The organism is Streptomyces sp. NPDC052064 (genome assembly GCF_055585925.1).
On sequence record NZ_JBVJJE010000005.1, the window covers coordinates 502,909 to 525,424 of the forward strand.

Genomic DNA, 22,516 nt, shown 5'->3' on the forward strand with positions numbered 1-22,516 from the left:
GTGACCTCAGATGTTCCGGAAGCGGTTGATGGCGTCGATGTGCTGGGCGCGCTTCTCGTGGTCGCGCACGCCGAGACCCTCCTCAGGCGCCAGGGCGAGGACGCCGACCTTGCCCTGGTGGAGGTTGCGGTGCACGTCGTAGGCGGCCTGGCCGGTGTCCTCCAGGGAGTACACCTTCGACAGGGTCGGGTGGATCTTGCCCTTCGCGATGAGCCGGTTGGCCTCCCAGGCCTCGCGGTAGTTGGCGAAGTGCGAGCCGATGATCCGCTTCAGCGACATCCACAGGTAGCGGTTGTCGTACTCGTGCATGTAGCCCGAGGTCGAGGCGCAGGTGGTGATGGTGCCGCCCTTGCGGGTGACGAAAACGCTCGCGCCGAAGGTCTCGCGGCCGGGGTGCTCGAAGACGATGTCGATGTCCTCGCCGCCGGTGAGCTCGCGGATGCGCTTGCCGAAGCGCTTCCACTCCTTCGGGTCCTGGGTGTTCTCGTCCTTCCAGAACTTGTAGTCCTCGGCGTTGCGGTCGATGATCGCCTCGGCGCCCATCGCCCGGCAGATCTCCGCCTTCTGTGGCGAGGACACGACACAGATGGGGTTGGCGCCGCCGGCCAGCGCGAACTGGGTGGCGTAGGAGCCGAGTCCGCCGCTTGCGCCCCAGATGAGCACGTTGTCGCCCTGCTTCATGCCGGCGCCGTTGCGGGAGACCAGCTGCCGGTAGGCGGTCGAGTTGACCAGGCCCGGAGCGGCGGCCTCCTCCCAGCTCAGGTGGTCCGGCTTGGGCATCAGCTGGTTCGACTTGACCAGCGCGATCTCCGCGAGGCCGCCGAAGTTGGTCTCGAAGCCCCAGATGCGCTGCTCGGGGTCGAGCATCGTGTCGTTGTGGCCGTCGCTGGACTCCAGCTCGACGGACAGACAGTGCGCGACCACCTCGTCGCCGGGCCGCCAGGCGTTCACACCCGGTCCGGTGCGCAGGACGACGCCCGCCAGGTCGGAACCGATGATGTGGTACGGCAGATCGTGCCGCTTGGCCAGATCGCTGGTGCGGCCGTACCGCTCCAGGAAACCGAAGGTCGACAGCGGCTCGAAGATCGACGTCCACACCGAGTTGTAGTTCACCGACGAGGCCATGACGGCCACCAGCGCCTCGCCCGGGCCGAGCTCGGGCAGCGGCACCTCGTCCAGGTGGATCGACTTGCGGGGGTCCTTGTCGCGGGTGGCGAGCCCGGCGAACATCTCCGTCTCGTCCTTGTGCACGGTGATCGCGCGGTACGACTCGGGAAGCGGGAGGGCGGCGAAGTCCTCCGACGTGGAGTCGGGCGACTGGATCGCGGCCAGGATGTCCTTAACGGTCACGGTGTTGCCTCCGGCGGTGAGCGCCCTGAGGGAGGGGCGCCGATGGTTACGTCGGTGCTGCTGAGGGTCGAGGGTGTGCCGTCGGTTCGGCGGTGGTGCTGTCCGGCAGCGCTGGTGGCGCGGGAGGTTGCCTGTGACGCAGGCGTCCGGACGGGCAGGCACTGGGCTTGCTGGGACATCGCCCGGACCTCTTCAACGTATGACACCGCGTGTCACCCCGCAAGGCACTGAGTGCCAGAAGTTGCTCTCAGATGAAATCTTTACGTAACAAATGAGCGATGATCGATCGAATGACCTCGGAAAGGCCCTGCAAAACGGCCCCTGACATGCCAAAACGGCCACCCCGAGGGGTGGCCGTCATCACACGGGCGGAGGGGGCTCAGCGCTCCTTGAGCGCCTGCTCGATCGTCCGCATGACCTCGTCCAGCGGCGCGTCGGTACGGGCGACGGTCACGAGCACCTCGCCCTGCGCCGAGGCCGTGGCCGCGGCCGGCTGCGACTCGGTGGAGCGCCCTGCCCCGATCCCCGTACCGAACGTCTTCCGCACGATCGCGAAGGCGTGGTCCAGCTGCGCTTCCACGTCCCCCTGCCCGCCCGCCCGCAGCCAGCGCCGCAGGACGTGGTTGTGGGCGGTGACCACGGCGGACGCGGCGACCTCCGCGAGCAGCGGGTCGTCGTTGGCGTCGTCGGCGTGCGCGCGCTCGTCGAAGTGGCCGAGGAGATAGCGGGTGAACAGGCGCTCGTAGCGGGCCACCGACGCGATCTCCGCCTCGCGCAGGGTGGGCACCTCGCGCGTCAGCTTGTAGCGGGCGACCGAGATCTCCGGACGGGCCGCGTACATCCTCATGACTTCCTTGATGCCGCGGCACACCGTGTCGAGCGGATGCTCGTGCGCGGGCGCGGCGTTGAGCACCGCCTCGGCCCGCACCAGGGTGTCGTCGTGGTCGGGGAAGATCGCCTCTTCCTTGGAGCGGAAGTGACGGAAGAAGGTGCGGCGGGCGACTCCGGCCTGGGCCGCGATCTCGTCGACGGTGGTCGCCTCGTACCCCTTGGTCGCGAACAGCTCCATCGCGGCGGCCGCCAGTTCCCGGCGCATCTTGAGCCGCTGGGCGGCGGCGCGAGAGCCAGCGGCACTTTCCGGCGCGTCGGTCGTAGCCGATGTACGTGAGGACTTGGCGGGCTGGGACATGCCCTGAACGTACTGCATGTGCGCAGCTCGCTGCGCATGACCTGGTTCGTGGAACCGGTCCGGGCCGAGCAGGCCGCCCCACTCCGCGCCGGACCGGAACCAGTCGCCGGAACCCTCAGCGCTTGGCATATTCGCGGAAGCCACGGCCTGTCTTGCGGCCGAGGCAGCCCGCGGCCACCAGGTGCTCCAGGAGCGGCGCCGGGGCGAGCCCCGGGTCGCGGAACTCGCGGTGCAGGACCTTCTCGATGGCGAGCGAGACATCGAGCCCGACGACGTCCAGCAGCTCGAACGGGCCCATCGGGTAACCGCCACCCAGCTTCATCGCCGCGTCGATGTCGTCGAGCGACGCGTAGTGCTCCTGAACCATCTTGATCGCGTTGTTCAGGTACGGGAACAGCAGCGCGTTCACGATGAAGCCCGCACGGTCTCCGCAGTCGACCGCGTGCTTCCGGATCCGGCCGCAGACCTCGCGGACCGTCGCGTGGACGTCGTCGGCCGTCAGCACCGTACGGACGACCTCGACCAGCTTCATGGCGGGCGCAGGGTTGAAGAAGTGCATGCCGATCACGTCCTGCGGGCGTGACGTGGCCCGGGCGCAGGCGACGACCGGCAGGGACGACGTGGTGGTGGCCAGGACGGCGCCCGGCTTGCAGACCTTGTCCAGCGCGGCGAACAGCTGCCGCTTGACCTCCAGGTCCTCGGCGACCGCCTCCACGGCCAGGTCGACGTCGGCGAAGTCGTCGTACGTGCCCGTCGGCGTGATGCGGTCCAGGGTCTGCGCCGCTGCCTCGGCGGTCATCCGGCCCTTGTCGACCGAGCGGGACAGGGACTTGCCGATCCGGGCCTTCGCGGCCTGGGCCTTCTCCTCGCTGCGTGCGGCGATGACCACCTCGTACCCGCCCTTGGCGAAGACCTCGGCGATACCGGAGGCCATGGTGCCCGAGCCGGCGACGCCGACCGAGCGGACCTCCCGGCCCGGGACCAGGTTGCCGCCCTCCAGCGGGGTCAGCGCGTCCCGCACGACGGTGCCGCTGCCCGGCGCCTCGTACGTGTAGAACCCGCGCCCCGCCTTACGGCCGGTCAGGCCCGCCTCGCTCAGCTGCTTCAGGATCGGCGCGGGGGCGTGCAGCCGGTCGCGGGACTCGGCGTACATCGCCTCCAGGACCGTGCGCGCGGTGTCGACACCGATCAGGTCGAGCAGCGCCAGCGGGCCCATGGGCAGGCCGCAGCCCAGCCGCATCGCGGCGTCGATGTCCTCGCGGGAGGCGTACTTCGCCTCGTACATCGCGGCGGCCTGGTTGAGGTAGCCGAACAGCAGCCCGTCGGCGACGAATCCGGGGCGGTCGCCGACCGCGACGGGCTCCTTGCCCAGGTCGAGGGCGAGGTCGGTGACCGCCGTGACGGCGGCCGGCGCGGTCAGTACCGAGGAGACGACCTCGACCAGCCGCATCGCCGGGGCCGGGTTGAAGAAGTGCAGGCCCAGCACCCGCTCCGGACGGGCCGAGTCGGCGGCCAGCCGCGTGACGGACAGGGCGTTGGTGCCGGTCGCCATGATCGTCTCGGGGCGCACGATCCCGTCCAGTTCCCGGAAGATCTGGTGCTTGACCTCGTACGACTCAGGCGCCACCTCGATGACCAGGTCGGCGTCGGCCGCGGCCCGCAGGTCGGTGGAGGTGCGGACGCGGTCCAGGATCTCCGCGCGGTCCTGCTCGGTCAGCCGTCCGCGCTCGACGCCACGGGCGGTGGAGGATTCCAGGGCGGCGACGCACTTCGCGGCCTGGGCCTCGCTGATGTCGATGCCGACGACCACGCGGCCGGCCTTGGCGAGGACCTCGGCGATGCCGGTGCCCATCGTGCCGAGGCCGACGACTGCGATGGTGCGCAGCGGGGACAGGGACGGGTCGGAAAGGGGAGTGGCCATCGCGGGACTCCAGGAATGAGGGTGACGACGGGGAACGCGCCCGGGTACGCCGAAGACGGACCGGCGAGAGCCGGACTCCGGGCGCACCGGGTGCGTGAGAAATGCGGGTGTTGGCCGGGCTGCGAGCGCACACGCCCGGTGCCGTCGGGCCGGGCGTGTGCGCGCCCGGTGAACGGCGGTTCCGACCGGCCCTGTCCCGGGGCCGAGCCGTACTGCGGTACCGATGTACCGAACCGACTGCTCTCACGACGGCCGCGTCACCAGACCGCCGCGAGGAGATACGAGTGGGTAACTCGCTCGTCTGAGCTTAACTCGCGGGTAACGAGCGCGCCAGCCCTCGTGTTTGTGATGTACGTCCCGCGCTGCTCGCGGCGCCCCTAATCTCTCAGTCATGGACGAAGAGTTGCGATCACTCACGGAGCGCTTACGGCAGGAGTCGGGGGCGTCGCCCGCCTTCGAGCGGCTCGTGGCGACCGACGACCTCGACGCTCTGGCCGCGGTGCTGACCGAACCCGGGCAGCCCTTGTGGGCGAGGGAGCTGGCCGCCTTCCGGCTGGGACTCGCCGAGGACCGGCGGGCCTTCGAGTCCCTGGTGCTGCTGCTCAACCACCGTGATCCGCCGCGCTGCGCCTCAGCCGCCTACGCCCTCGCCCGCCTCGGTGACCCGCGCACCGCCCGCGCGGCCGCCGCCCTCGCCACCAACGAACTGCGTGTCGCCTACGCTCTGCACCCCGTCCGGCTCCTGGTCGAACTGCGTGCCCCGGAGGCCGTGCCCGCCCTGATCACCACCCTCCAGCGACGGCTGCGCCCGCACGACCCGTACCGCCGCGTGGCCCTCGCCTGCGTGGACGGGCTCGGCACGCTGGGCGACGCCCGGGCCAGACCCGTGCTGAACGAGGCTCTCGCGCATCCGGTGCTGGCGGAGGCGGCGGTGCGGGCGCTGGGGCGGATTCCGAAACAGAGGTGAGTCAGCGGGGGCGGGTGAGATCAGCTGGGGAGCGCGCGTGCGTACCGCACCTCCGGGACCGTGGCACCTTCCACCTCGAAGGGCTCCTCGGCGCCGTCCGCGTGGAAGCCGGCCCGTTCGTAGAAGCGGCGGGCCCGGCCGTTGCCCTTGAGGACCCACAGGAGCAGACGGCCGTGGCCCGCGGCGGCGCAGCGCGCGACGGACTCGGCGAGCAGGGCCTGCCCAGCGCCCTGCCCCAGGTGTTCCGGATGGACGTAGATGGCGTACAACTCGGCGTCGCCGACGACGACTTCGACGCCCCGGTAGGGCCCGTGGCAGGCCCAGCCGACGACCTCGCCGCCGGTGTCCTCGGCGACCAGGTTCACCCTGCTGCCGTCGGCCTGGGCCAGCTGCCCGCGGCGGCGCTCGGCGTCCTCCGCGACGCTGAGCCCGTCCAGGTACGACTGCGGTATCAGCTCCTGGTACGCGCTCTGCCAGCCGCGGACGCGGATCTCGGCGACGCGGTCGCAGTCGGCGAGCGTCATCTCCCGTATCCGAAGCTCCCTTGCCCGAGGCCCCTTCACTCCGCCACCACCGCGAACGCCTCGACCTCCAGCAGGAACTCCGGCCGGACCAGCCCCGCGACCCGCACCGCCGACGCGGCCGGCAGCCGGTCGTCGGGTATGTGCTCGGCGCGGGCGGCGCGGATCGCGGGCATGTGGGCCATGTCCGTGACGAAGTAGGTGAGTTTGACGACGTCGTCGAAGGTCGCCCCGGCGGCGACCAGGCAGCGCCGGAGGTTCTCGAAGACCTGACGGGCCTGCGCCGCCGGGTCGCCCTCTCCGACCGGCCGGCCCTGCTCGTCGAGCGCGAGCTGCCCCGCGATCGCCACGAAACGGCCCGTGCCCATGACGACGTGACTGTACTGGGCAGCGGCGGCTACCCCGTCGGGGGCGGAAATCCTGGTCAGCTCACTCATGGGTCCATGGTGGACCACGGGACTGACAACGCACGTCCCCGACGGATTGACCGTCAAAGCTCAACTGCTCAACTGCTCAACTGCTCAGCTGCGGAAGCCGAGCAGGCCGTGCGGCGGCCGGACGGATCTGTGGATGCGCCCGAACGCTCCTAAATGAGCGAGAGTTGAGTCGGCCCGGACACCGGGGGCTCCTCGGCCGGTTCAGGGGGCCGGATCCGGCGCGGCGTCCCCGCGCGCGTGGGCCCGATGCCGTACTCCTCGGCCAGTTCGTGCACCTGACGGGTGATCCGGCGCTGGTACCACTTCGGGGCGTAGGAGCCCTCCGCGTAAAGCCGCTGGTAGCGCGCCACCAGGTGCGGATGGTGCTGCTCCAGCCAGGTCATGAACCACTCGCGGGCGCCGGGCCGCAGGTGCAGCACCAGCGGTGTGACGGACGTGGCGCCGGAGGCCGCGATCGCCCGCACGGTGGCCCGCAGTTGGGCCGGGTGGTCGCTCAGGAACGGGATCACCGGCGCCATCAGCACACCGCAGCCGATGCCGTGCTCGGCGAAGATCCGTACGGCCTCCAGGCGCCGCTCGGGCGCGGGCGTACCCGGCTCGACGGTCCGCCACAGCTCCGGCTCGGTGAAGCCGACCGACACGGAGATGCCGACGTCGGTCACCTCCGCCGCCTGCTTGATCAGGTTCAGGTCGCGCAGGATGAGCGTGCCCTTGGTCAGGATCGAGAAGGGGTTCGCGTGGTCGCGCAGGGCCGAGATGATGCCCGGCATCAGGCGGTAGCGGCCCTCGGCCCGCTGGTAGCAGTCGACGTTCGTGCCCATCGCGATGTGCTCGCCCTGCCAGCGCCGCGAGCCGAGCTGCCGGCGCAGCAACTCCGGTGCGTTGATCTTGACCACGATCTGGGAGTCGAAGCCGAGACCCGTGTCGAGGTCGAGATAGCTGTGTGTCTTGCGCGCGAAGCAGTACACACACGCGTGTGAGCAGCCGCGGTAGGGATTGACCGTCCACTGGAACGACATCCGGGAGACCGCCGGCACCCGGTTGATGATCGAGCGGGCCCGGACTTCGTGGAAGGTGATTCCGCGGAACTCCGGCGTGTCGAAGGTACGGGTGGTCACGGCGTCCGCGCCGAACAGCGCGGCGTCGGCCCGGCTGTGTTCGGAGTCCTCTGTGAGGTTGTCCCAGCGCATGACGCCTCCTCGGTAGCACTGCCCACAGAATAGAACACACGTTCCCTTGATCGTGCGAGGCTGTTTTCCGAACGTGTTCGACCGGGTTGGGCGACCCCGATTTGGGGGGCCGGGCGGCGGGGTGGTTGGCTTGCCCCCAACCCCCGAGAACCCATGTCCTGGAGGAAAGCGATGGCGCAGGTCGAGGCCACTACGGAGCGGATCGTCGCGGCGGACGCGGAGACGGTGTTCGACGCCCTCGCCGACTACAGCGGCACGCGCGCGAAGCTGCTGCCCGAGCAGTTCAGCGAGTACGAGGTCCGGGAGGGCGGTGACGGCGAGGGCACCCTCGTCCACTGGAAGCTCCAGGCCACCAGCAAGCGCGTGCGCGACTGCCTCCTGGAGGTCAGCGAGCCCACCGACGGCGAGCTGGTCGAGAAGGACCGCAACTCCTCCATGGTCACCACCTGGCGGGTCACCCCGGCCGGCGAAGGCAAGTCCCGGGTCGTCGTGACCACCACCTGGACCGGCGCCGGCGGCATCGGCGGCTTCTTCGAGAAGACCTTCGCGCCCAAGGGTCTCGGCCGGATCTACGACGCGCTGCTCGCCCGGCTCGCCGCCGAGGTCGAGAAGTAGGCTCCGCGCCGAGAAGCAGCCCCCCGTTGGGGGCGTCTTCCCCAAGGCGCAAGCCCCCAGGGGCCGTTGTGCCTCTCACCAGTTCGGGTGATCTCCGTTCGGCTCCGACTTGTGCCGTAACTCGTCGCGCTTGCTCGTAGTTGTCGCTTTTACGCGGGAATTGTGCGGCAGCGCGACGAGGGGAGCGGTAGGTGGGCGGGATCACTCTTGCGCAGGACGAACCGGCGGTGGCACCTCCCGAACCTCCTGCCCCACCACCGGCCCCGGCCGCCGAACTGAGCCCGCGCAGGGTGCGGCTGGTCTTCGTCGCGCTCATGCCGGCCCTGCTCCTGGCCGCCCTGGAGCAGATGATCGTCGCCACGGCGCTCCCGAAGATCGCCGGTGAGCTGCACGGCCTGGAACGGATGTCCTGGGCGATCACCGCCTACCTGCTCACGGCGACCGTCGGACTGCCGATCTACGGCAAGCTGGGCGACCTGCTCGGCCGCAAGGGCGTCTTCCAGTTCGCGATCGTCGTCTTCGTCGCCGGTTCCGCGCTCGCGGGCCGGGCGCAGACCATGGACCAGTTGATCGCCTTCCGCGCCCTCCAGGGCGTCGGTGCGGGCGGCCTCATGATCGGTGTCCAGGCGATCATCGCGGACATCGTGCCCGCGCGGCAGCGCGGCCGCTACATGGGCCTGATCGGCGCCGCCTTCGGGCTCGCCTCCGTGGCCGGACCCCTGCTCGGCGGCTACTTCACCGACCACCTCTCCTGGCGCTGGTGCTTCTATGTCAATGTGCCCTTCGGCCTGGTCACGCTGGCCGTCGTCGCCGTCGCGCTGAAGCTCCCGAAACCGGCGGGCAAGGCCCGGCTGGACATCCTCGGCGCGCTGCTGCTGACCGCCGTCTCCACCTGCCTGGTCCTGCTGACCAGCTGGGGCGGCACCGAGTACGCCTGGGACTCGCGCATGATCCTCGGCCTCGGCGCGGGAGCGGCCGTGGCGAGCGTCCTCTTCCTCGTCGCCGAGCACTTCGCCGCCGAACCCCTCATCCCGCTGCGGCTGTTCAGGGACTCCGTCTTCAACGTCACCGGCCTGGTGGGTCTGGTGATCGGAGCCGGACTGTTCGGCGCCGCCAGCTATCTGCCGACCTACCTCCAGATGGTCGACGGCGCCTCCGCCATCGAGTCGGGCCTGCTCATGCTGCCCATGACGGCCGGCATCGTCGGCGCCTCGATCATCGCCGGACAGCTCATCAGTCACACCGGCCGCTACAAGGCCTACCCGATCCTCGGCAGCGCCCTCTCGGTCGTCGGCATGTGGTTGCTGTCCCGCCTCGACGCCGACACGCCCCGGCTGCACTCCAGCATCTGGATGGCCGTCCTCGGCGCCGGCATCGGCATGGTGATGCCGGTGCTGATCCTCGCCGTGCAGAACTCGGTGCGCCCGGCCGACCTCTCCACCGCCACCGGCGCCAACAACTACTTCCGGCAGATCGGCGGCAGCGTCGGCGCCGCCTTCTTCGGCACCCTCTTCGCCGACCGGCTCGCCGACGCCCTGGCCCACCACCTGCCCACGCGCGCGGGCGACCGGCTCCCCGACCCCGAGTCCATCACCCCGCAGCTGGTGCACAGCCTGCCCCCGGCGCTGCGCGACGGCTACATCGGGGCGTACGCCGACGCCATGCCGCGGATCTTCCTCTACCTGGTGCCGATGCTCGTCCTCGGACTGGTCATCGCCCTCTTCCTCAAGGAGAAACCCCTGGTGTCCCACTACGTATCCGTCACCGACCCGGACACGGCGCCGGGGAACACCCCGATCCCGCAGGCACGCGCTCCGCACACCGCCGGGATCCCCGTCTGCGGTTCGGTGCAGCACCACGACGGGACCGTCGTGCCCCGCGCGGCACTCACGCTCATCGACGTCACCGGACAGCAGACCGGGCGCGGTGCCAGCGGCGAGGACGGGCGCTACGCGCTGGCCACCCCGGGCCCCGGCGCGTACGTGCTGATCGCCGCCGCGGGCGGCCACCAGCCGCAGGCGGTCTCCGTGACCGTCGGCGAACGCCCCGTCGAACTGGACATCGTCCTGGGGGGCGCGGGGAACCTCGTCGGCAGCGTGGTCACCGCCGACGGCACCCCCGTACGGGACGCCCGCGTCACCCTCACCAACGTGCACGGCGAGGTCGTGGCCACCACCCGCAGTGGCCGCGAGGGCGGTTACGTCATCACCGATCTGGTGGCCGGCGAGTACACCCTCGCCGCCGGCGCCCCCGCCTTCCGCCCGGCCGCGCTCCCCGTCACCGTCCAGGCCGCCTGCGAGACCCGCCGGGACATCGAACTGGCCGGCGGCGCCGTCCTGCGCGGCACCGTCCGGGCCGGCGGCGGCCGGCCCGTGGAGGACGCGCGCGTGACCCTGCTGGACGTCGCCGGCAACGTCGTCGACACCCTCACCACCGGCCCCGACGGCACGTTCCGGTTCGTCGACCTGTCCTCCGGCGAGTACACCGTCATCGCCGCCGGTTACCCGCCCGTCGCCACCGTGCTCCAGGTGGCCGGGGGCGGCCGCACCGAGCGGGACCTCCAACTGGGGCACGAGGACTGAACCCACACCGGCGCGCGGGGTCGCACGCCGGTGCGAACCCCGCGCGAGGAATTCCCGCATTGCCGCACACGGCAACCGGCGGTCGCCGTACGGTGATGACGCCGGCACACATCTCGCGGATCCGTGGGGAGAGAGGGCCTGGGCCATGGACCGTGGCACTCCTACGGAGTTACACCCCGACGGCGCGCGTATCGAGCTGCCCTCCAGGTGGCTGGTGGCGGGGCGTACGGCCTGAGGCGGACGGTCAGCGGTCCTGCGGAGCGGAGCGCGACGCGGTCTGGTGGGCGGGGTTTTTGTCGGTGTACGGTCATGGCTTCCAGTCCGTGCACCCGCCTCGTCCTCCGGAGGACAGTCATGCCGTTGCCCTGGTTACGGATGCTGGTCGCGTCGACGGCGGCGATGGTGCTGGCCGGCCCGCCCGCGGTCGCCGCCGCCGCCGCGCCGGACAAGGACGGAGTGCGCGCGAGCGTGCACACCGCCGGGCGGGTCAAGGACGCCGGAGACGTGCTCCAGTACAGCTGGCCCGGCGTGTACTTCGAGGGCCGGTTCCGCGGCACCGGCGTGGGGATCGTGCTCGACGACCCGGCCGCCGACTACGACGTCCAGATCGACGGAGCCACCGTCGCGACCCTCGTCACGCCGGGCAGGACCACCCACTGGGTCAACGGCCTGCGCGACGGGGTGCACACCGTCCGGCTCGTCAAGCGCAACGACACCCCCTGGAGCACCAGCTCGTTCGGCGGCTTCGTCGCCGCGCCCGGCGGCGCCGTCCTCACCAGACCGGCCGCGCGCAGCCGCCAGATCGAGTTCGTCGGGGACTCCCTCACGGCGGGCTACGGCAACCTCTCGACCTCCCGCGACTGCACCGGAGAGCAGGTCAAGCGCACCACGAACGCCGACGTGAGCTACGGCGCCCTCACCGCCCGGCGGCTGCGCGCCGACTACCAGATCAACGCGTACTCGGGCCTGGGGATGGTCCGCAACTACAACGGCGGGACGCCGGAGGTGAACTACCGCACCTTCTACGACCGTGCGCTGCTGAACGCGCCCGGCGACGTCTGGCAGAACCCGGGCACCTGGCGGCCGCAGCTGGTGGTGGTCCACCTCGGCACCAACGACTTCTCGACCCCCGTCAACCCGGGCGAGCCATGGACCGACGAGAGCCTCGCCGCCGCCTACCGGAGCGCCTACAGCGGCTTCCTCCAGAAGCTGCGGACGCGCTACGGGCCCGGAACCACCATCCTGGCCGTCGGCACCGGCCCGTTCGCCGGACACGTCGAGCAGGTGGTCGGGGAACGCACGGGCGCGGGCGACCGCCGGGTCCGCTACTGGCGCCTCGACGACACGGGCCTGGACTACACGGGCTGCCACTGGCACTACTCGGCCCGCGACAACCGGCTGCTCGCCGACCGGCTCACCTCGTTCATCACCGGACTGCCGATACGGTGGTGACATGTCGTAGCCGGTTCCGCCCGTAGCGCGTAACGTGACGAACCATGAAGATCTCCATCCGGGGGGACGGTTCGTCATGAGAATCCTCATCAGCGCCGACATGGAGGGCGCCACCGGCGTCACCTGGCCCGACGACGTGCTGCCGGGCGCCTCGCAATGGGAGCGCTGCCGCTCGCTCTTCACCTCGGACGTCAACGCCGCCGTGCTCGGCTTCTACGACGGCGGCGCAGGCGAGGTGATCGTCAACGAGGCGCACTGGACCATGCGCAACCTGCTGCTGGAGCAACTGGACGAACGGGCCCAGCTGCTCACCGGGCGGCACAAGGCGCTGTCCATGGTGGAGGGCGTGCAGCACGGCGACGTCGACGGCATCGCGTTCGTCGGCTACCACGCGGGCGCCGGCATGGAGGGCGTCCTCGCCCACACCTACCTCGCGAACCAGATCACGGGCGTGTGGCTGAACGACGTACCGGCGAGCGAGGGGCTGCTCAACGCCCGTGTCGTCGCCGAGTTCGGGGTGCCGGTCGTGCTGGTCACCGGCGACGACGTCGCCTGCGAGGACGCGCTCGGGTACGCGCCCGAGGCGCTGAAGGTCGCCGTGAAGGACCACGTCTCGCGGTACGCGGCCGTGTGCCGTACGCCCGCCAGGACCGCGGCCGACATCCGGGCGGCGGCCAAGGAAGCGGCATCGCTGGCGGTGCGTCACGAACCCGTGCACGGCGGCCCGTTCACGGTCGCCGTGGAGTTCGACGCCGAGCACCTGGCCATGGCCGCCACCGTCGTGCCGGGGGTGGAGCGGATCGGGGAGCGGAAGGTGGCCTACACGAGCGAGACCATGTACGAGGGTATCCGCGCCTTCAAGGCGGTCACCACGATCGTCTCGGCCGCGGTGGAGGAGCAGTATGGCTGAGCAGGTGGACGGTCAGGCGCTGGACGAGGTCGTGACGTTCACGTCCGACCTGATCCGGATCGACACCACCAACCGGGGCGGAGGCGACTGCCAGGAGCGGCCCGCCGCCGAGTACGCCGCCGCGCGGCTCGCCGAGGCCGGCATCGAGCCGACGCTCCTGGAGCGCACCAAGGGCCGCACCAACGTCGTCGCCCGCGTCGAGGGCACCGACCCGTCGGCCGACGCGCTGCTGCTCCACGGCCATCTGGACGTCGTACCCGCCGCGGCCGCCGACTGGACCGTGCACCCGTTCTCCGGGGAGATCCGCGACGGGGTCGTCTGGGGGCGCGGCGCCGTCGACATGAAGAACATGGACGCGATGATCCTGGCCGTGGTCCGCGCCTGGGCGCGCCAGGGCGTCCGGCCCCGGCGGGACATCGTCATCGCGTTCACCGCGGACGAGGAGGCCAGCGCCGAGGACGGCTCCGGATTCCTCGCCGACGAACACGCCGCGCTGTTCGAGGGGTGCACCGAAGGCGTCAGCGAGGCGGGTGCCTTCACGTTCCACGACGGCGCCGGACGGCAGATCTACCCCCTCTCGGCCGGTGAGCGGGGCACCGCCTGGCTGAAGCTCACCGCGCGCGGCCGGGCCGGGCACGGCTCCAAGGTGAACAAGGCCAACGCGGTCACCCGGCTGGCGGCCGCGATCACCCGGATCGGCGAGCACGAGTGGCCGCTGCGGCTGACCCCGACCGTGCGCGCAGCGCTCACCGAACTCGCCGCGCTGTACGGCATCGAGCCCGACCTGACCGACGTGGACCGGCTGCTCGACAAGCTCGGCCCGGCCGCCGCGCTCGTCGAGTCGACCATCCGCAACAGCGCCAACCCGACCATGCTGGACGCCGGTTACAAGATCAACGTGATTCCCGGTGAGGCCGTGGCGCACGTGGACGGCCGGTATCTGCCCGGCGGGGAGGACGAGTTCCGCGACACCCTCGACCGGCTCACGGGGCCGGACGTGGAGTGGGAGTTCCACCACCGCGAGGTGGCCCTCCAGGCGCCGGTGGACTCGGCGACGTTCGCCCGGATGCGGGCCGCCGTCGAGGAGTTCGCCCCGGAGGGGCACGTGGTGCCGTTCTGCATGCCCGGCGGCACGGACGCCAAGCAGTTCTCCCGCCTCGGCATCACCGGCTACGGCTTCACACCGCTGAAGCTGCCGGAGGGCTACGACTACTGGGCCATGTTCCACGGCGTCGACGAGCGGGTCCCCGTCGAGGCGCTGCACTTCGGCGTCCGCGTGCTCGACCGGTTCCTGCGGACTGTCTAGGCGAGTGGGGGAGACGGTGCGGACGCTGGCGTACGGGGCGTGGCCCTCGCCCATCGACGCGGCCCTGGCCGCCGCGCACGACGGCCATCCGGAGTACGTGGGGTTCGTCGGCGACGAGGTGTGGTGGACCGAGCCGCGCCCCGCCGAGGACGGCCGGCGCACCCTGGTACGGCGGCACCCCGAGGGCACGGAGGAGTCGCTGCTGCCCGCGCCGTGGAACGTGCGCAGCCGGGTCATCGAGTACGGCGGACATCCCTGGGCCGCCCTGCCGGGGGAGAACGGCCCGCTGGTGGTGTTCGTGAACTTCGCCGACCAGCGGCTGTACCGGTACGAGCCGGGCGGCGAGCCGCGTCCGCTCACGCCCGTGTCCGACGTCGGCGCGGGCCTGCGCTGGGCCGAGCCGGGACTGCGGCCCGAGCGGGGCGAGGTGTGGTGCGTGCTGGAGGAGTTCACCGGCGCCGGACCCACCGATGTGCGCCGTGTCCTGGCCGCCGTACCGCTGGACGGCTCCGCCGCCCGGGACCGGGACGCGGTGCGCGAGCTCACCGACGACCGGCACCGGTTCGTCACCGGGCCGAAGCTGTCGCCCGACGGGCGGCGGGCGGCCTGGCTCGCCTGGGACCATCCCCGCATGCCGTGGGACGGCACCGAACTGGTCCTCGCCGACATCGGCCCCGACGGCACCCTGCACGGCGCCCGGACCGTCGCCGGCGGCCCCGGCGAGTCCATCGCCCAGGCCGACTGGACCCACGACGGCCGCCTGCTGCACGCGAGCGACCGCAGCGGCTGGTGGAACCTCTACCTCGACGGGGAGCCCCTGTGCCCGCGCGAGGAGGAGTTCGGCGGGGCGCTGTGGAAACTGGGCATGCGATGGTTCACGCCGCTGGACAGCGGCCTGATCGCCGTCGTGCACGGCCGGGGCCCCACCGCCCTCGGCATCCTGGACCCCGAGACCGGCGAGGTCGTCGACGCGGCCGGACCCTGGACCGAGTTCGCGCCCACCCTCGCGGCCCACGGCGAGCGCAGCGAGACGGGGGTCTCCCCGCCCGGAGAGTGGGGGAGGGTCGTCGCCGTCGGCGCCAGCCCGCGCAGCGCCTACGAGGTCGTCGAGCTGGACGCCAGAACCGGCCGGGCCCGGGTGATCGGCGCCGAGCACGACGACGCCGTGGACCCCGTGTACTACCCCGAGCCACAGATCCGCACCTTCACCGGCCCGGACGGACGCGACGTCCACGCCCACATCTACCCGCCGCACCACCCCGACTGCGTCGCGCCCGGCGACGAGCTGCCGCCGTACGTCGTCTGGGCGCACGGCGGGCCCACCGGACGCGCGCCGCTCGTGCTCGACCTGGAGATCGCCTACTTCACCTCGCGCGGCATCGGCGTCGCCGAGGTCAACTACGGCGGCTCGACCGGATACGGCCGCGCGTACCGCGACCGGCTGCGCGAGCGGTGGGGCGTGGTCGACGTCGAGGACTGCGCCGCCGTCGCCCTGGCCCTCGCCGAGGAGGGCACCGCCGACCGTGACCGGCTCGCCGTCCGGGGCGGCAGCGCGGGTGGCTGGACCGCGGCCGCCTCGCTCACCACGACCGACGTCTACGCCTGCGGCACGATCAAGTACCCCATCCTGGACCTCACCGGCTGGGGCACGGGGGAGACCCACGACTTCGAGTCGCAGTACCTGGAGAGCCTGATCGGGCCGCTCGCCGACGTGCCCGCGCGCTACACGGAGCGCTCGCCCGCCACCCACGCCGACCGCCTGGACGTGCCGTTCCTGCTGCTCCAGGGCCTGGACGACGTGATCTGCCCGCCCGTCCAGTGCGAGCGGTTCCTGTCCCGCCTCGGGGACCGGCCGGTGCCGCACGCCTACCTCGCCTTCGAGGGGGAGGGGCACGGGTTCCGGCGGGCGGACACCATGGTGCGCGCCCTGGAAGCAGAACTCTCCCTGTACGCCCAGGTGTTCGGACTGAAGCCGCCCGGCGTCCCGACCCTGGAGCTCGAGTGAGACCGCTGCTGCGACCGCCCCGACTCGCCCCCGGCGCCCGCGTGGCCGTCGTCGCGCCCAGCGGGCCCGTGCCCGAGGAGCGGCTCCAGGCCGGGCTCGACGTCCTGCGCGGCTGGGACCTCGACCCCGTGGTGGCGCCCCATGTGCTCGGCCGCCACCGGGAGTTCGACTACCTGGCCGGCACGGACGCCCAGCGGGCCGCCGACCTCCAGAACGCCTGGTGCGACCCGACCGTCGCAGCGGTGCTGTGCGCCCGGGGCGGATACGGCGCGCAGCGCATGGCCGACCTGCTCGACTGGGACGCGATGCGGGCGGCGGGCCCGAAGGTGTTCGCCGGGTTCAGCGACATCACCGTCCTGCACCAGGCGTTCGCCACCCGCCTGGGACTGGTCACCCTGTACGGCCCGGCGGCGGCCGGCGTCGACTTCCTCAAGAACGCCCGGGCGCAGGAACACCTCCGGGCGACCCTCTTCGACCCCGAGTCCGTGCGGAAGGTCACCGCCGTGCCCCCGGGCGGCACCGCGCTGGTGCCCGGGCGCGCCCGGGGCGTCACGCTGGGCGGCTGCCTCAGCCTGCTCGCGAGCGACCTCGGCACCCCGCACGCCCCCGCCGGCGCGCGGGGCGGGCTGCTGCTCATCGAGGACGTGGGTGAGAGCCCGTACCGCATCGACCGGTATCTGACCCAACTCCTGCGCACCGGCTGGCTGGACGGGGTCGCCGGGATCGTGCTCGGGTCCTGGGCGGCATGCGGCCCGTACGAGGAGCTGTGCGCGGTGCTCGCCGACCGGCTGGGCGGACTCGGCGTCCCGGTCGTGGAGGAGCTCGGGTTCGGGCACTGCGAGGGCGCGCTGACGGTGCCGCTCGGGATGTCGGCCGAACTGGACGCCCACAAGGGCACGTTGACGTTCGACGCACCGGCTCTCAGCTGAGCACGCCGCTACTGAGCGAAGGCCGAGCGCACGCAGAACTCCGGCGACGCGGCCGGCGAGCTCGTCCTCTTCGCCAAGATCCACGACATCGCGCCCGACGGCACCCGCACCCTCGTGCGCCGCCTGGTCGCGCCGGTCCGGGTAGCGGATGTGACCAAGAGCTCCGCCGTCACGCTGCCCGGCACCGTGCACGCACCGCGCGAGCCCTGGGTGCTCCAGCTGCCGGTCGCCGGGTCCTGAGGAGACACGGCCGGCGCGGCTACTGTGGCGGGATGCCGCACGACGCATCCCGCTACCTCGCCGAAGGCCCTCGGGTGGGCATACGCCACTTCACCTACGAGGACGGTGCCGAGTTCACCGCCCGCGCGCGGGAGAGCAAGGACCTGCACCACCCGTGGCTCTTCCCGCCCGACACCGCCCAGGCCTACAGCGCGTACGCCGGGCGGCTGATCGAGGACCCCTCCAAGGCCGGCTTCCTGGTCTGTGAGAAGAGCGACGGGTCCATCGGCGGGTTCATCAACATCAACAACATCGTCGAGGGCGGCTTCCAGTCCGGGACGCTGGGCTACGGCGCCTTCGCGCACGCCGCCGGGCGCGGGCTGATGCGCGAAGGGCTGGACCTCGTCGTGCGGTACGCGTTCGGCCCGCTGCGGCTGCACCGGCTGGAGATCAACGTCCAGCCCACGAACGCCGCGTCGATCGCCCTGGCCCGAGGCTGCGGATTCCGTCTGGAGGGCTTCTCGCCGAAGATGCTCTTCGTCGACGGCGCCTGGCGCGACCACGAGCGCTGGGCGATCACCGCTGAGATGATCACGGAGCCGGGGCGGCGGCGCTGAGCCGGGCCCCGGCCCCGGGGATCACGCCTGGCGGTCCACGTACTCGTAGATCGAACCGTCCGGATGCAGGACGATCAGGTTACGGCCCGCCGGTGAGGCGATGGGGCCCGCGATGATGTGGGCGCCCAGCTCGGTCAGCACCTTGTGGGTCTCCTCGACGTCCGTCACGGCGATCGTCGCGGCCACCTTGCGCAGTACTTCCAGTTCGGCCGGGGGGCCGCTCATCAGCAGGAAGCAGCCGATCGCCGCCACCTGGACACCGCCCCGTTCGAAGCGCTGGGCTCTGCCGCCCGCCAGCCGCTCGTAGAAGGGAATCGCGGTCTCGAGGTCGTCGACGCAGACGCGCAGTGTGGCACCCAGAATCTCCATGGGGACGAGCCTAGTTACGCGCAAGGGGGCAAGGGTACCCGGCCGGGTATGAAGCCGTTGGATCACCTGGAGCATCTGGACAAGCACCTGGTCGACGAGCTGGCACAGGTGGCGCGCGAGACCGTACGGGACGAACTGCGCGAGCAGACCCGCAAGCAGCGCCGCAGGGCCGCCCTGTACGCGGCGTCCGGCGCCCTCGCCCTGTACGCGGGCGCGGCCCTCGCGCTCGCCGTGGGACTGGCACTCGCCCTCGGCCTGCCCGACTGGGCCGCCGCGCTGATCACCGCCGTGATCCTGGGTGCCCTGGCGTACGTGCTGCGCGGCATGGCCCGGCCGTCCGCGTCCCGGCCGGGCCCGGCGCACGCGGCCGGTATGACGCCGGGACACGAGAGCACCACCGGCCCGGGCACCGGTGTGCCCGGCGGTGTGCCGCCCGTGCCGCCGGCCCCGCCCGCCGCCGGACCGGTCGGCGGCGCCGCCGGCGGGCCCGCCCCGGGCGTGGTGCCCCCGCGGCCGGCGGACGACCCCGACGTGCCTCCCCACAGGGCGTGATCCGAAGTGCGCACGACAGAAACACCGCACGGCCGCGTCGTCGTGGTGACCGGGGCCAGCGGCGGCGTGGGACGGGCCACGGCCCGGGCCTTCGCCGCCGGGGGCGACCGGGTCGCCCTGCTGGCCCGGGGGAGTGAGGGACTCGCCGCCGTGGCCGACGAGGTGCGGCGCGCCGGGGGCGAGGCCCTCGTCATCGGCGTGGACGTCTCCGACGCCAAGGCCGTCGACGACGCCGCCCAGCAGGTCGTCGACACGTTCGGACCCATCGACGTCTGGGTCAACAACGCCTTCACCGGGGTCTTCGCGCCGTTCACGGAGGTCGGCCCGGACGAGTTCCGTCGCGTGACCGAAGTGACCTACCTGGGCTATGTGTTCGGCACCCGGGCAGCCCTGCGCCACATGCTGCCGCGCGACCGCGGCACGATCGTGCAGGTCGGCTCCGCGCTCGCCTACCGCGGCATCCCGCTCCAGTCGGCGTACTGCGGGGCCAAGCACGCGATCCAGGGGTTCAACGAGTCCCTGCGCTGCGAGCTGCTGCACGCGCGCACCGGGGTTCGTACGACGATGGTGCAGCTGCCGGGCCTCAACACCCCGCAGTTCGACTGGGTGCTCAACCGCATGCGGGGCCGGGCCCGGCCGGTCGCGCCCGTGTACCAGCCGGAGGTCGCGGCCCGGGCGATCGTGTACGCGGCGTCGCACGCGGGGCGCCGGGAGTACTGGGTGGGCGCCTCCACGGTCGCCACGCTCGTCGCCAACGCCGTCGTTCCCGGGCTGCTGGAACGTTATCTGGCGCGTACGGGCTTCTCGTCGCAGCAGGAGGAGGACCGGCACGACGGGCCGGCCAATCTGTGGGCCCCGGCGGACGGCCCGCAGGGTCATGACTTCGGCGCGCACGGGCGGTTCGACGACGAGGCCGTGCACGACAGCCCGCAGCAGTGGGTCTCACGGAACCGGCGGCGGATGGGCGCGGCCCTGACCGTGGGGGCGGCGGGCGTTCTGGCCGCCCGCAAACTGGCGGGACAGGCCCGCCGGTAGGCGCCGGCGTTTCGCGCAGGGAGCCAGCAGGGGGCCAGCAGGGAGCCAAGGGGGGGGGTCCGCGACGTCCCGCCTGCCCGGCGGGCGGACAACGGGACTTTGCGGACACCCCCTGGGCGACCCGGTCTAGGCGACCCGGTATTCCGCCACCTCCTGGGTGCGCAGAGTGAGCCCGTGGCCCAGGCCCTGGGCCGGGAGGATCGTGCCGCCCGTGGGGTCCAGGGCGCCGTCGAAGAACATGTCCTCGTTGCGGACGTGGTCGTGGAACCGCTCGATGTGCCGGAGGTCGGGGAGCGAGGCGGCCGCCGCCGCGTGGGCGTGCGGGGCGCAGTGCGCGGAGACCTCCAGGCCGTGGGCGTGGGCCAGGGCAGCCGCGCGCAGGAACTCCGTCAGGCCGCCGGTTGGGCCCCCACGCCATTAGGGCAGCGGGGGAGGGTCGCGTCGACCTGAAGGCAGTCGACCGCCCCGGCCGTGATCATGCGGGCGAAGTAGGGGAGGCCGAAGCCGCATTCGCCGGCCGTCACGTCGCTCACCACCGCGTCACGGACCAGCCTGAGGCCCGTCAGGTCGTCCGAGGACACCGGCTCCTCGAACCAGCCCACGCCGTGCTCGGCGAGGGCGTGGCCGACGCGCACCGCCTGCTTGCGGGTGCAGGCGCCGTTGGCGTCGACGTACAACTCCGCGTCCGGGCCGATGACCTGGCGTGCCGCCTGGACGCGGTGCAGGTCGCGGGCCACCTCGCGGTCCCACCCCTCACCGGTCTTGATCGTCACGCGCGGGATGTGCTGCCCGTGCACCCAGCCGTTCAGCTGCGCGGCCATGGGGGCCCCTCCCACGCCCTTAAGGCAGTGGGGGAGCGTGTCGTGGTACGTCGTGAAGCCCCCGCTGCCGTACACCGGCACTGCTCGTGCCGGACCCCCAGCAGCCGGTCCTTGAGGTCCCACAGGGCGATGTCCAGTGCCGAGATCGCGCAGGACGCGATGCCCGGGCGGCCCGCGTTGCGCACCGAGCGGCACATCGCGTCGTGCACGGCCGGGATGTCCAGGGCGCTCATGCCCTCGACGAGCGGGGCGAGTTCGGCGGTGAGGAAGTCACCGACCGCCGCCGGGCCGTACATCCAGCCCGTGCCGGTCGCGTCACCCGCCGTCACCTCGCAGATCACCAGGGTCGTGGAGTCCCAGGCCAGCGTGCCGTCCGCCTCGGGAGCGTCCGTCGGCACCGTGTACACGGACGCGACGGGGCGGTGGAGTTCCCTCGGGTTGCCCGGCCTTCCGTCAGACGGCCTGCTGGACCTGCGGCAGTACCTTCGTGCGGTAGAAGTCGAAGAAGCCGCGCAGGTCCGGGCCGATCTGGTTGACGTAGACCCGGTCGAAGCCCGCGTCGGCGAACTGCTTCAGCTCGGCCACGTGCTCGTCCACATCGTCGCCGCACACCCGGTTCTCACGCACCATGTCCTCGGTGACCAGCTGCTGCGCCTGTTCGAAGTGTTTCGGGGAGGGCAGCACCTGGCCCAGCTCGCCGGGCAGCTGCTCGTTCGCCCAGAGCCGGTGGACGGTCTGCACGGCCTCGTCCTCGTCGGTGTCGTAGCAGACCTTGGTGCCGCCGCTGACGAGCTTTCCGCCGCCTCCGCCCTTGCGGTACTGCTCGACCATCGTCTCGTCCGGCTGGATGGTGATGTAGCCGTCGCCGACGCGGGACGCGAGCTGCGTCGCCGCCGGACCGAAACCGGAGATGTCGATCGGGATCGGCTCGTCCGGGACCGTGTAGAGGCGGGCGTTCTCCACCGTGTAGTGCGGGCCGTGGTGGTTGACCTCCTCGCCGGTGAACAGCCGGCGCATCACCTGGATGGCCTCCTCCAGCATGTCCAGACGGACGTGGGCCGGCGGCCAGTGGTCACCCAGGATGTGCTCGTTGAGTGCCTCGCCGGAACCGACGCCGAGCCGGAAGCGGTTGTCCGTCATCACCGCGCTGGTCGCCGCGGCCTGCGCCACCACCGCCGGGTGCATCCGCACGGTCGGGCAGGTCACCGCCGTCTCGACGGGCAGGGACACCGCCTCGGACAGCGCGCCGATCACCGACCACACGAACGGGCTCTGGCCCTGCTCGTCGTTCCACGGGTGGTAGTGGTCCGAGATCCACAGCGCCTGGAATCCGGCCTGCTCGGCCATCCGCGCCTGCTCGATCAGCTCGGCGGGTCCGTACTGCTCGCACGAGAGGAAATAACCGTACTCGGGCATGGGGGAGTGCCTCCGCGACGTCGGCGGTTCGTATCCCGCACCGGGTACCCGGGCGCCGGTCCGGAAACCGGCGGCGTCCGGGCGAGAGGACCCCGGCGGACGTTTGGCTGCCC

General features: G+C 72.0%; 19 protein-coding genes and 2 pseudogenes. 12 read left to right on the top strand and 9 right to left on the bottom strand.

Annotated elements, in window-relative coordinates:
- Positions 1-6: 6 nt before the first annotated feature.
- The 3 genes from ccrA to ACZ6TU_RS16695 all read right to left on the bottom strand — a co-directional run bounded on the left by ccrA (position 7) and on the right by ACZ6TU_RS16695 (position 4,460).
- The gene (ccrA, locus tag ACZ6TU_RS16685; RefSeq protein WP_467670197.1) at positions 7-1,350 is read right to left on the bottom strand and encodes a crotonyl-CoA carboxylase/reductase; all 1,344 of its coding nucleotides are present in this window, start codon (positions 1,348-1,350) and stop codon (positions 7-9) included.
- A gap of 379 nt (positions 1,351-1,729) precedes the next feature.
- Positions 1,730-2,539 (bottom strand): TetR family transcriptional regulator, encoded by an 810-nt coding sequence (locus ACZ6TU_RS16690; RefSeq protein ID WP_467670199.1) that lies wholly within the window; start codon positions 2,537-2,539, stop codon positions 1,730-1,732.
- A 115-nt stretch (positions 2,540-2,654) separates the two neighbouring features.
- Positions 2,655-4,460 (bottom strand): 3-hydroxyacyl-CoA dehydrogenase family protein, encoded by a 1,806-nt coding sequence (locus tag ACZ6TU_RS16695; RefSeq protein ID WP_469549030.1) that lies wholly within the window; start codon positions 4,458-4,460, stop codon positions 2,655-2,657.
- Between the two features lie 391 nt (positions 4,461-4,851).
- Here ACZ6TU_RS16695 and ACZ6TU_RS16700 point away from each other — a divergent pair, with 391 nt between their 5' ends.
- Entirely contained in the window at positions 4,852-5,427 is a 576-nt protein-coding gene (locus ACZ6TU_RS16700) for an adenylosuccinate lyase (RefSeq protein WP_467670203.1), read from the top strand.
- A gap of 20 nt (positions 5,428-5,447) precedes the next feature.
- Here the strand turns inward: ACZ6TU_RS16700 and ACZ6TU_RS16705 are convergent, their stop codons facing one another.
- From ACZ6TU_RS16705 to ACZ6TU_RS16715, 3 genes are all read right to left on the bottom strand, one after another.
- Complete coding sequence (locus tag ACZ6TU_RS16705) at positions 5,448-5,951, bottom strand: GNAT family N-acetyltransferase (RefSeq protein ID WP_469549034.1); 504 nt, start codon at positions 5,949-5,951, stop codon at positions 5,448-5,450.
- A gap of 35 nt (positions 5,952-5,986) precedes the next feature.
- On the bottom strand, positions 5,987-6,385 hold the full coding sequence (locus ACZ6TU_RS16710; RefSeq protein ID WP_469549035.1) for a RidA family protein: 399 nt from the start codon (positions 6,383-6,385) through the stop codon (positions 5,987-5,989).
- A 149-nt stretch (positions 6,386-6,534) separates the two neighbouring features.
- Positions 6,535-7,575: an Rv2578c family radical SAM protein gene (locus tag ACZ6TU_RS16715; RefSeq protein ID WP_469549038.1), complete on the bottom strand. Its 1,041-nt coding sequence runs from the start codon at positions 7,573-7,575 to the stop codon at positions 6,535-6,537.
- A 171-nt stretch (positions 7,576-7,746) separates the two neighbouring features.
- Here ACZ6TU_RS16715 and ACZ6TU_RS16720 point away from each other — a divergent pair, with 171 nt between their 5' ends.
- From ACZ6TU_RS16720 to ACZ6TU_RS16760, 9 genes and pseudogenes are all read left to right on the top strand, one after another.
- On the top strand, positions 7,747-8,190 hold the full coding sequence (locus tag ACZ6TU_RS16720) for an SRPBCC family protein (RefSeq protein ID WP_010038765.1): 444 nt from the start codon (positions 7,747-7,749) through the stop codon (positions 8,188-8,190).
- 191 nt (positions 8,191-8,381) lie between these two features.
- Positions 8,382-10,772, top strand: coding sequence for an MFS transporter (locus ACZ6TU_RS16725; RefSeq protein WP_469549040.1), 2,391 nt, complete (start codon positions 8,382-8,384; stop codon positions 10,770-10,772).
- A 375-nt stretch (positions 10,773-11,147) separates the two neighbouring features.
- Entirely contained in the window at positions 11,148-12,224 is a 1,077-nt protein-coding gene (locus ACZ6TU_RS16730; RefSeq protein ID WP_469549214.1) for an SGNH/GDSL hydrolase family protein, read from the top strand.
- A gap of 76 nt (positions 12,225-12,300) precedes the next feature.
- Positions 12,301-13,134, top strand: a complete 834-nt coding sequence (locus tag ACZ6TU_RS16735; protein ID WP_467670213.1) for a M55 family metallopeptidase — start codon at positions 12,301-12,303, stop codon at positions 13,132-13,134.
- Positions 13,127-14,440 (top strand): M20/M25/M40 family metallo-hydrolase, encoded by a 1,314-nt coding sequence (locus ACZ6TU_RS16740; RefSeq protein WP_469549043.1) that lies wholly within the window; start codon positions 13,127-13,129, stop codon positions 14,438-14,440. The genes ACZ6TU_RS16735 and ACZ6TU_RS16740 overlap by 8 nt, the downstream gene beginning before the upstream one ends.
- Positions 14,441-14,444: 4 nt before the next feature.
- Positions 14,445-16,445, top strand: coding sequence for a prolyl oligopeptidase family serine peptidase (locus ACZ6TU_RS16745; protein WP_469549047.1), 2,001 nt, complete (start codon positions 14,445-14,447; stop codon positions 16,443-16,445).
- Complete coding sequence (locus ACZ6TU_RS16750) at positions 16,442-17,374, top strand: S66 peptidase family protein (protein ID WP_469549050.1); 933 nt, start codon at positions 16,442-16,444, stop codon at positions 17,372-17,374. The genes ACZ6TU_RS16745 and ACZ6TU_RS16750 overlap by 4 nt, the downstream gene beginning before the upstream one ends.
- Positions 17,375-17,392: 18 nt before the next feature.
- Positions 17,393-17,614, top strand: a pseudogene (locus tag ACZ6TU_RS16755) (peptidase S15); the annotation flags it as partial.
- 32 nt (positions 17,615-17,646) lie between these two features.
- The gene (locus tag ACZ6TU_RS16760) at positions 17,647-18,210 is read left to right on the top strand and encodes a GNAT family N-acetyltransferase (RefSeq protein WP_467670221.1); all 564 of its coding nucleotides are present in this window, start codon (positions 17,647-17,649) and stop codon (positions 18,208-18,210) included.
- A 21-nt stretch (positions 18,211-18,231) separates the two neighbouring features.
- Here ACZ6TU_RS16760 and ACZ6TU_RS16765 read toward each other — a convergent pair whose 3' ends face one another.
- Complete coding sequence (locus ACZ6TU_RS16765) at positions 18,232-18,579, bottom strand: VOC family protein (RefSeq protein WP_466096755.1); 348 nt, start codon at positions 18,577-18,579, stop codon at positions 18,232-18,234.
- A gap of 48 nt (positions 18,580-18,627) precedes the next feature.
- Between ACZ6TU_RS16765 and ACZ6TU_RS16770 the strand changes: the two genes are divergently transcribed.
- Complete coding sequence (locus ACZ6TU_RS16770; protein ID WP_469549053.1) at positions 18,628-19,131, top strand: phage holin family protein; 504 nt, start codon at positions 18,628-18,630, stop codon at positions 19,129-19,131.
- Positions 19,132-19,137: 6 nt separating this feature from the next.
- Positions 19,138-20,166, top strand: a complete 1,029-nt coding sequence (locus ACZ6TU_RS16775) for an SDR family oxidoreductase (protein ID WP_467670225.1) — start codon at positions 19,138-19,140, stop codon at positions 20,164-20,166.
- Positions 20,167-20,292: 126 nt separating this feature from the next.
- On the opposite strand, the pseudogene ACZ6TU_RS16780 reads toward ACZ6TU_RS16775, so the two are convergent.
- Both ACZ6TU_RS16780 and ACZ6TU_RS16785 read right to left on the bottom strand, forming a co-directional pair.
- Positions 20,293-21,394, bottom strand: a pseudogene (locus ACZ6TU_RS16780) (enolase C-terminal domain-like protein).
- A gap of 46 nt (positions 21,395-21,440) precedes the next feature.
- The gene (locus tag ACZ6TU_RS16785) at positions 21,441-22,403 is read right to left on the bottom strand and encodes an LLM class F420-dependent oxidoreductase (protein WP_469549057.1); all 963 of its coding nucleotides are present in this window, start codon (positions 22,401-22,403) and stop codon (positions 21,441-21,443) included.
- Between the last annotated feature and the right edge of the window lie 113 nt (positions 22,404-22,516).

Coding starts and splice junctions, on each gene's coding strand:
- ACZ6TU_RS16700 (WP_467670203.1), top strand. CDS start 4,852: ATGGACGAAGAGTTGCGATCACTCACGGAGCGCTTACGGCAGGAGTCG.
- ACZ6TU_RS16785 (WP_469549057.1), bottom strand. CDS start 22,403: ATGCCCGAGTACGGTTATTTCCTCTCGTGCGAGCAGTACGGACCCGCC.
- ACZ6TU_RS16770 (WP_469549053.1), top strand. CDS start 18,628: ATGAAGCCGTTGGATCACCTGGAGCATCTGGACAAGCACCTGGTCGAC.
- ACZ6TU_RS16740 (WP_469549043.1), top strand. CDS start 13,127: ATGGCTGAGCAGGTGGACGGTCAGGCGCTGGACGAGGTCGTGACGTTC.
- ACZ6TU_RS16690 (WP_467670199.1), bottom strand. CDS start 2,539: ATGTCCCAGCCCGCCAAGTCCTCACGTACATCGGCTACGACCGACGCG.
- ACZ6TU_RS16765 (WP_466096755.1), bottom strand. CDS start 18,579: ATGGAGATTCTGGGTGCCACACTGCGCGTCTGCGTCGACGACCTCGAG.
- ACZ6TU_RS16715 (WP_469549038.1), bottom strand. CDS start 7,575: ATGCGCTGGGACAACCTCACAGAGGACTCCGAACACAGCCGGGCCGAC.
- ACZ6TU_RS16705 (WP_469549034.1), bottom strand. CDS start 5,951: ATGACGCTCGCCGACTGCGACCGCGTCGCCGAGATCCGCGTCCGCGGC.
- ACZ6TU_RS16760 (WP_467670221.1), top strand. CDS start 17,647: ATGCCGCACGACGCATCCCGCTACCTCGCCGAAGGCCCTCGGGTGGGC.
- ACZ6TU_RS16720 (WP_010038765.1), top strand. CDS start 7,747: ATGGCGCAGGTCGAGGCCACTACGGAGCGGATCGTCGCGGCGGACGCG.
- ACZ6TU_RS16695 (WP_469549030.1), bottom strand. CDS start 4,460: ATGGCCACTCCCCTTTCCGACCCGTCCCTGTCCCCGCTGCGCACCATC.
- ACZ6TU_RS16710 (WP_469549035.1), bottom strand. CDS start 6,385: ATGAGTGAGCTGACCAGGATTTCCGCCCCCGACGGGGTAGCCGCCGCT.
- ACZ6TU_RS16730 (WP_469549214.1), top strand. CDS start 11,148: ATGCTGGTCGCGTCGACGGCGGCGATGGTGCTGGCCGGCCCGCCCGCG.
- ACZ6TU_RS16735 (WP_467670213.1), top strand. CDS start 12,301: ATGAGAATCCTCATCAGCGCCGACATGGAGGGCGCCACCGGCGTCACC.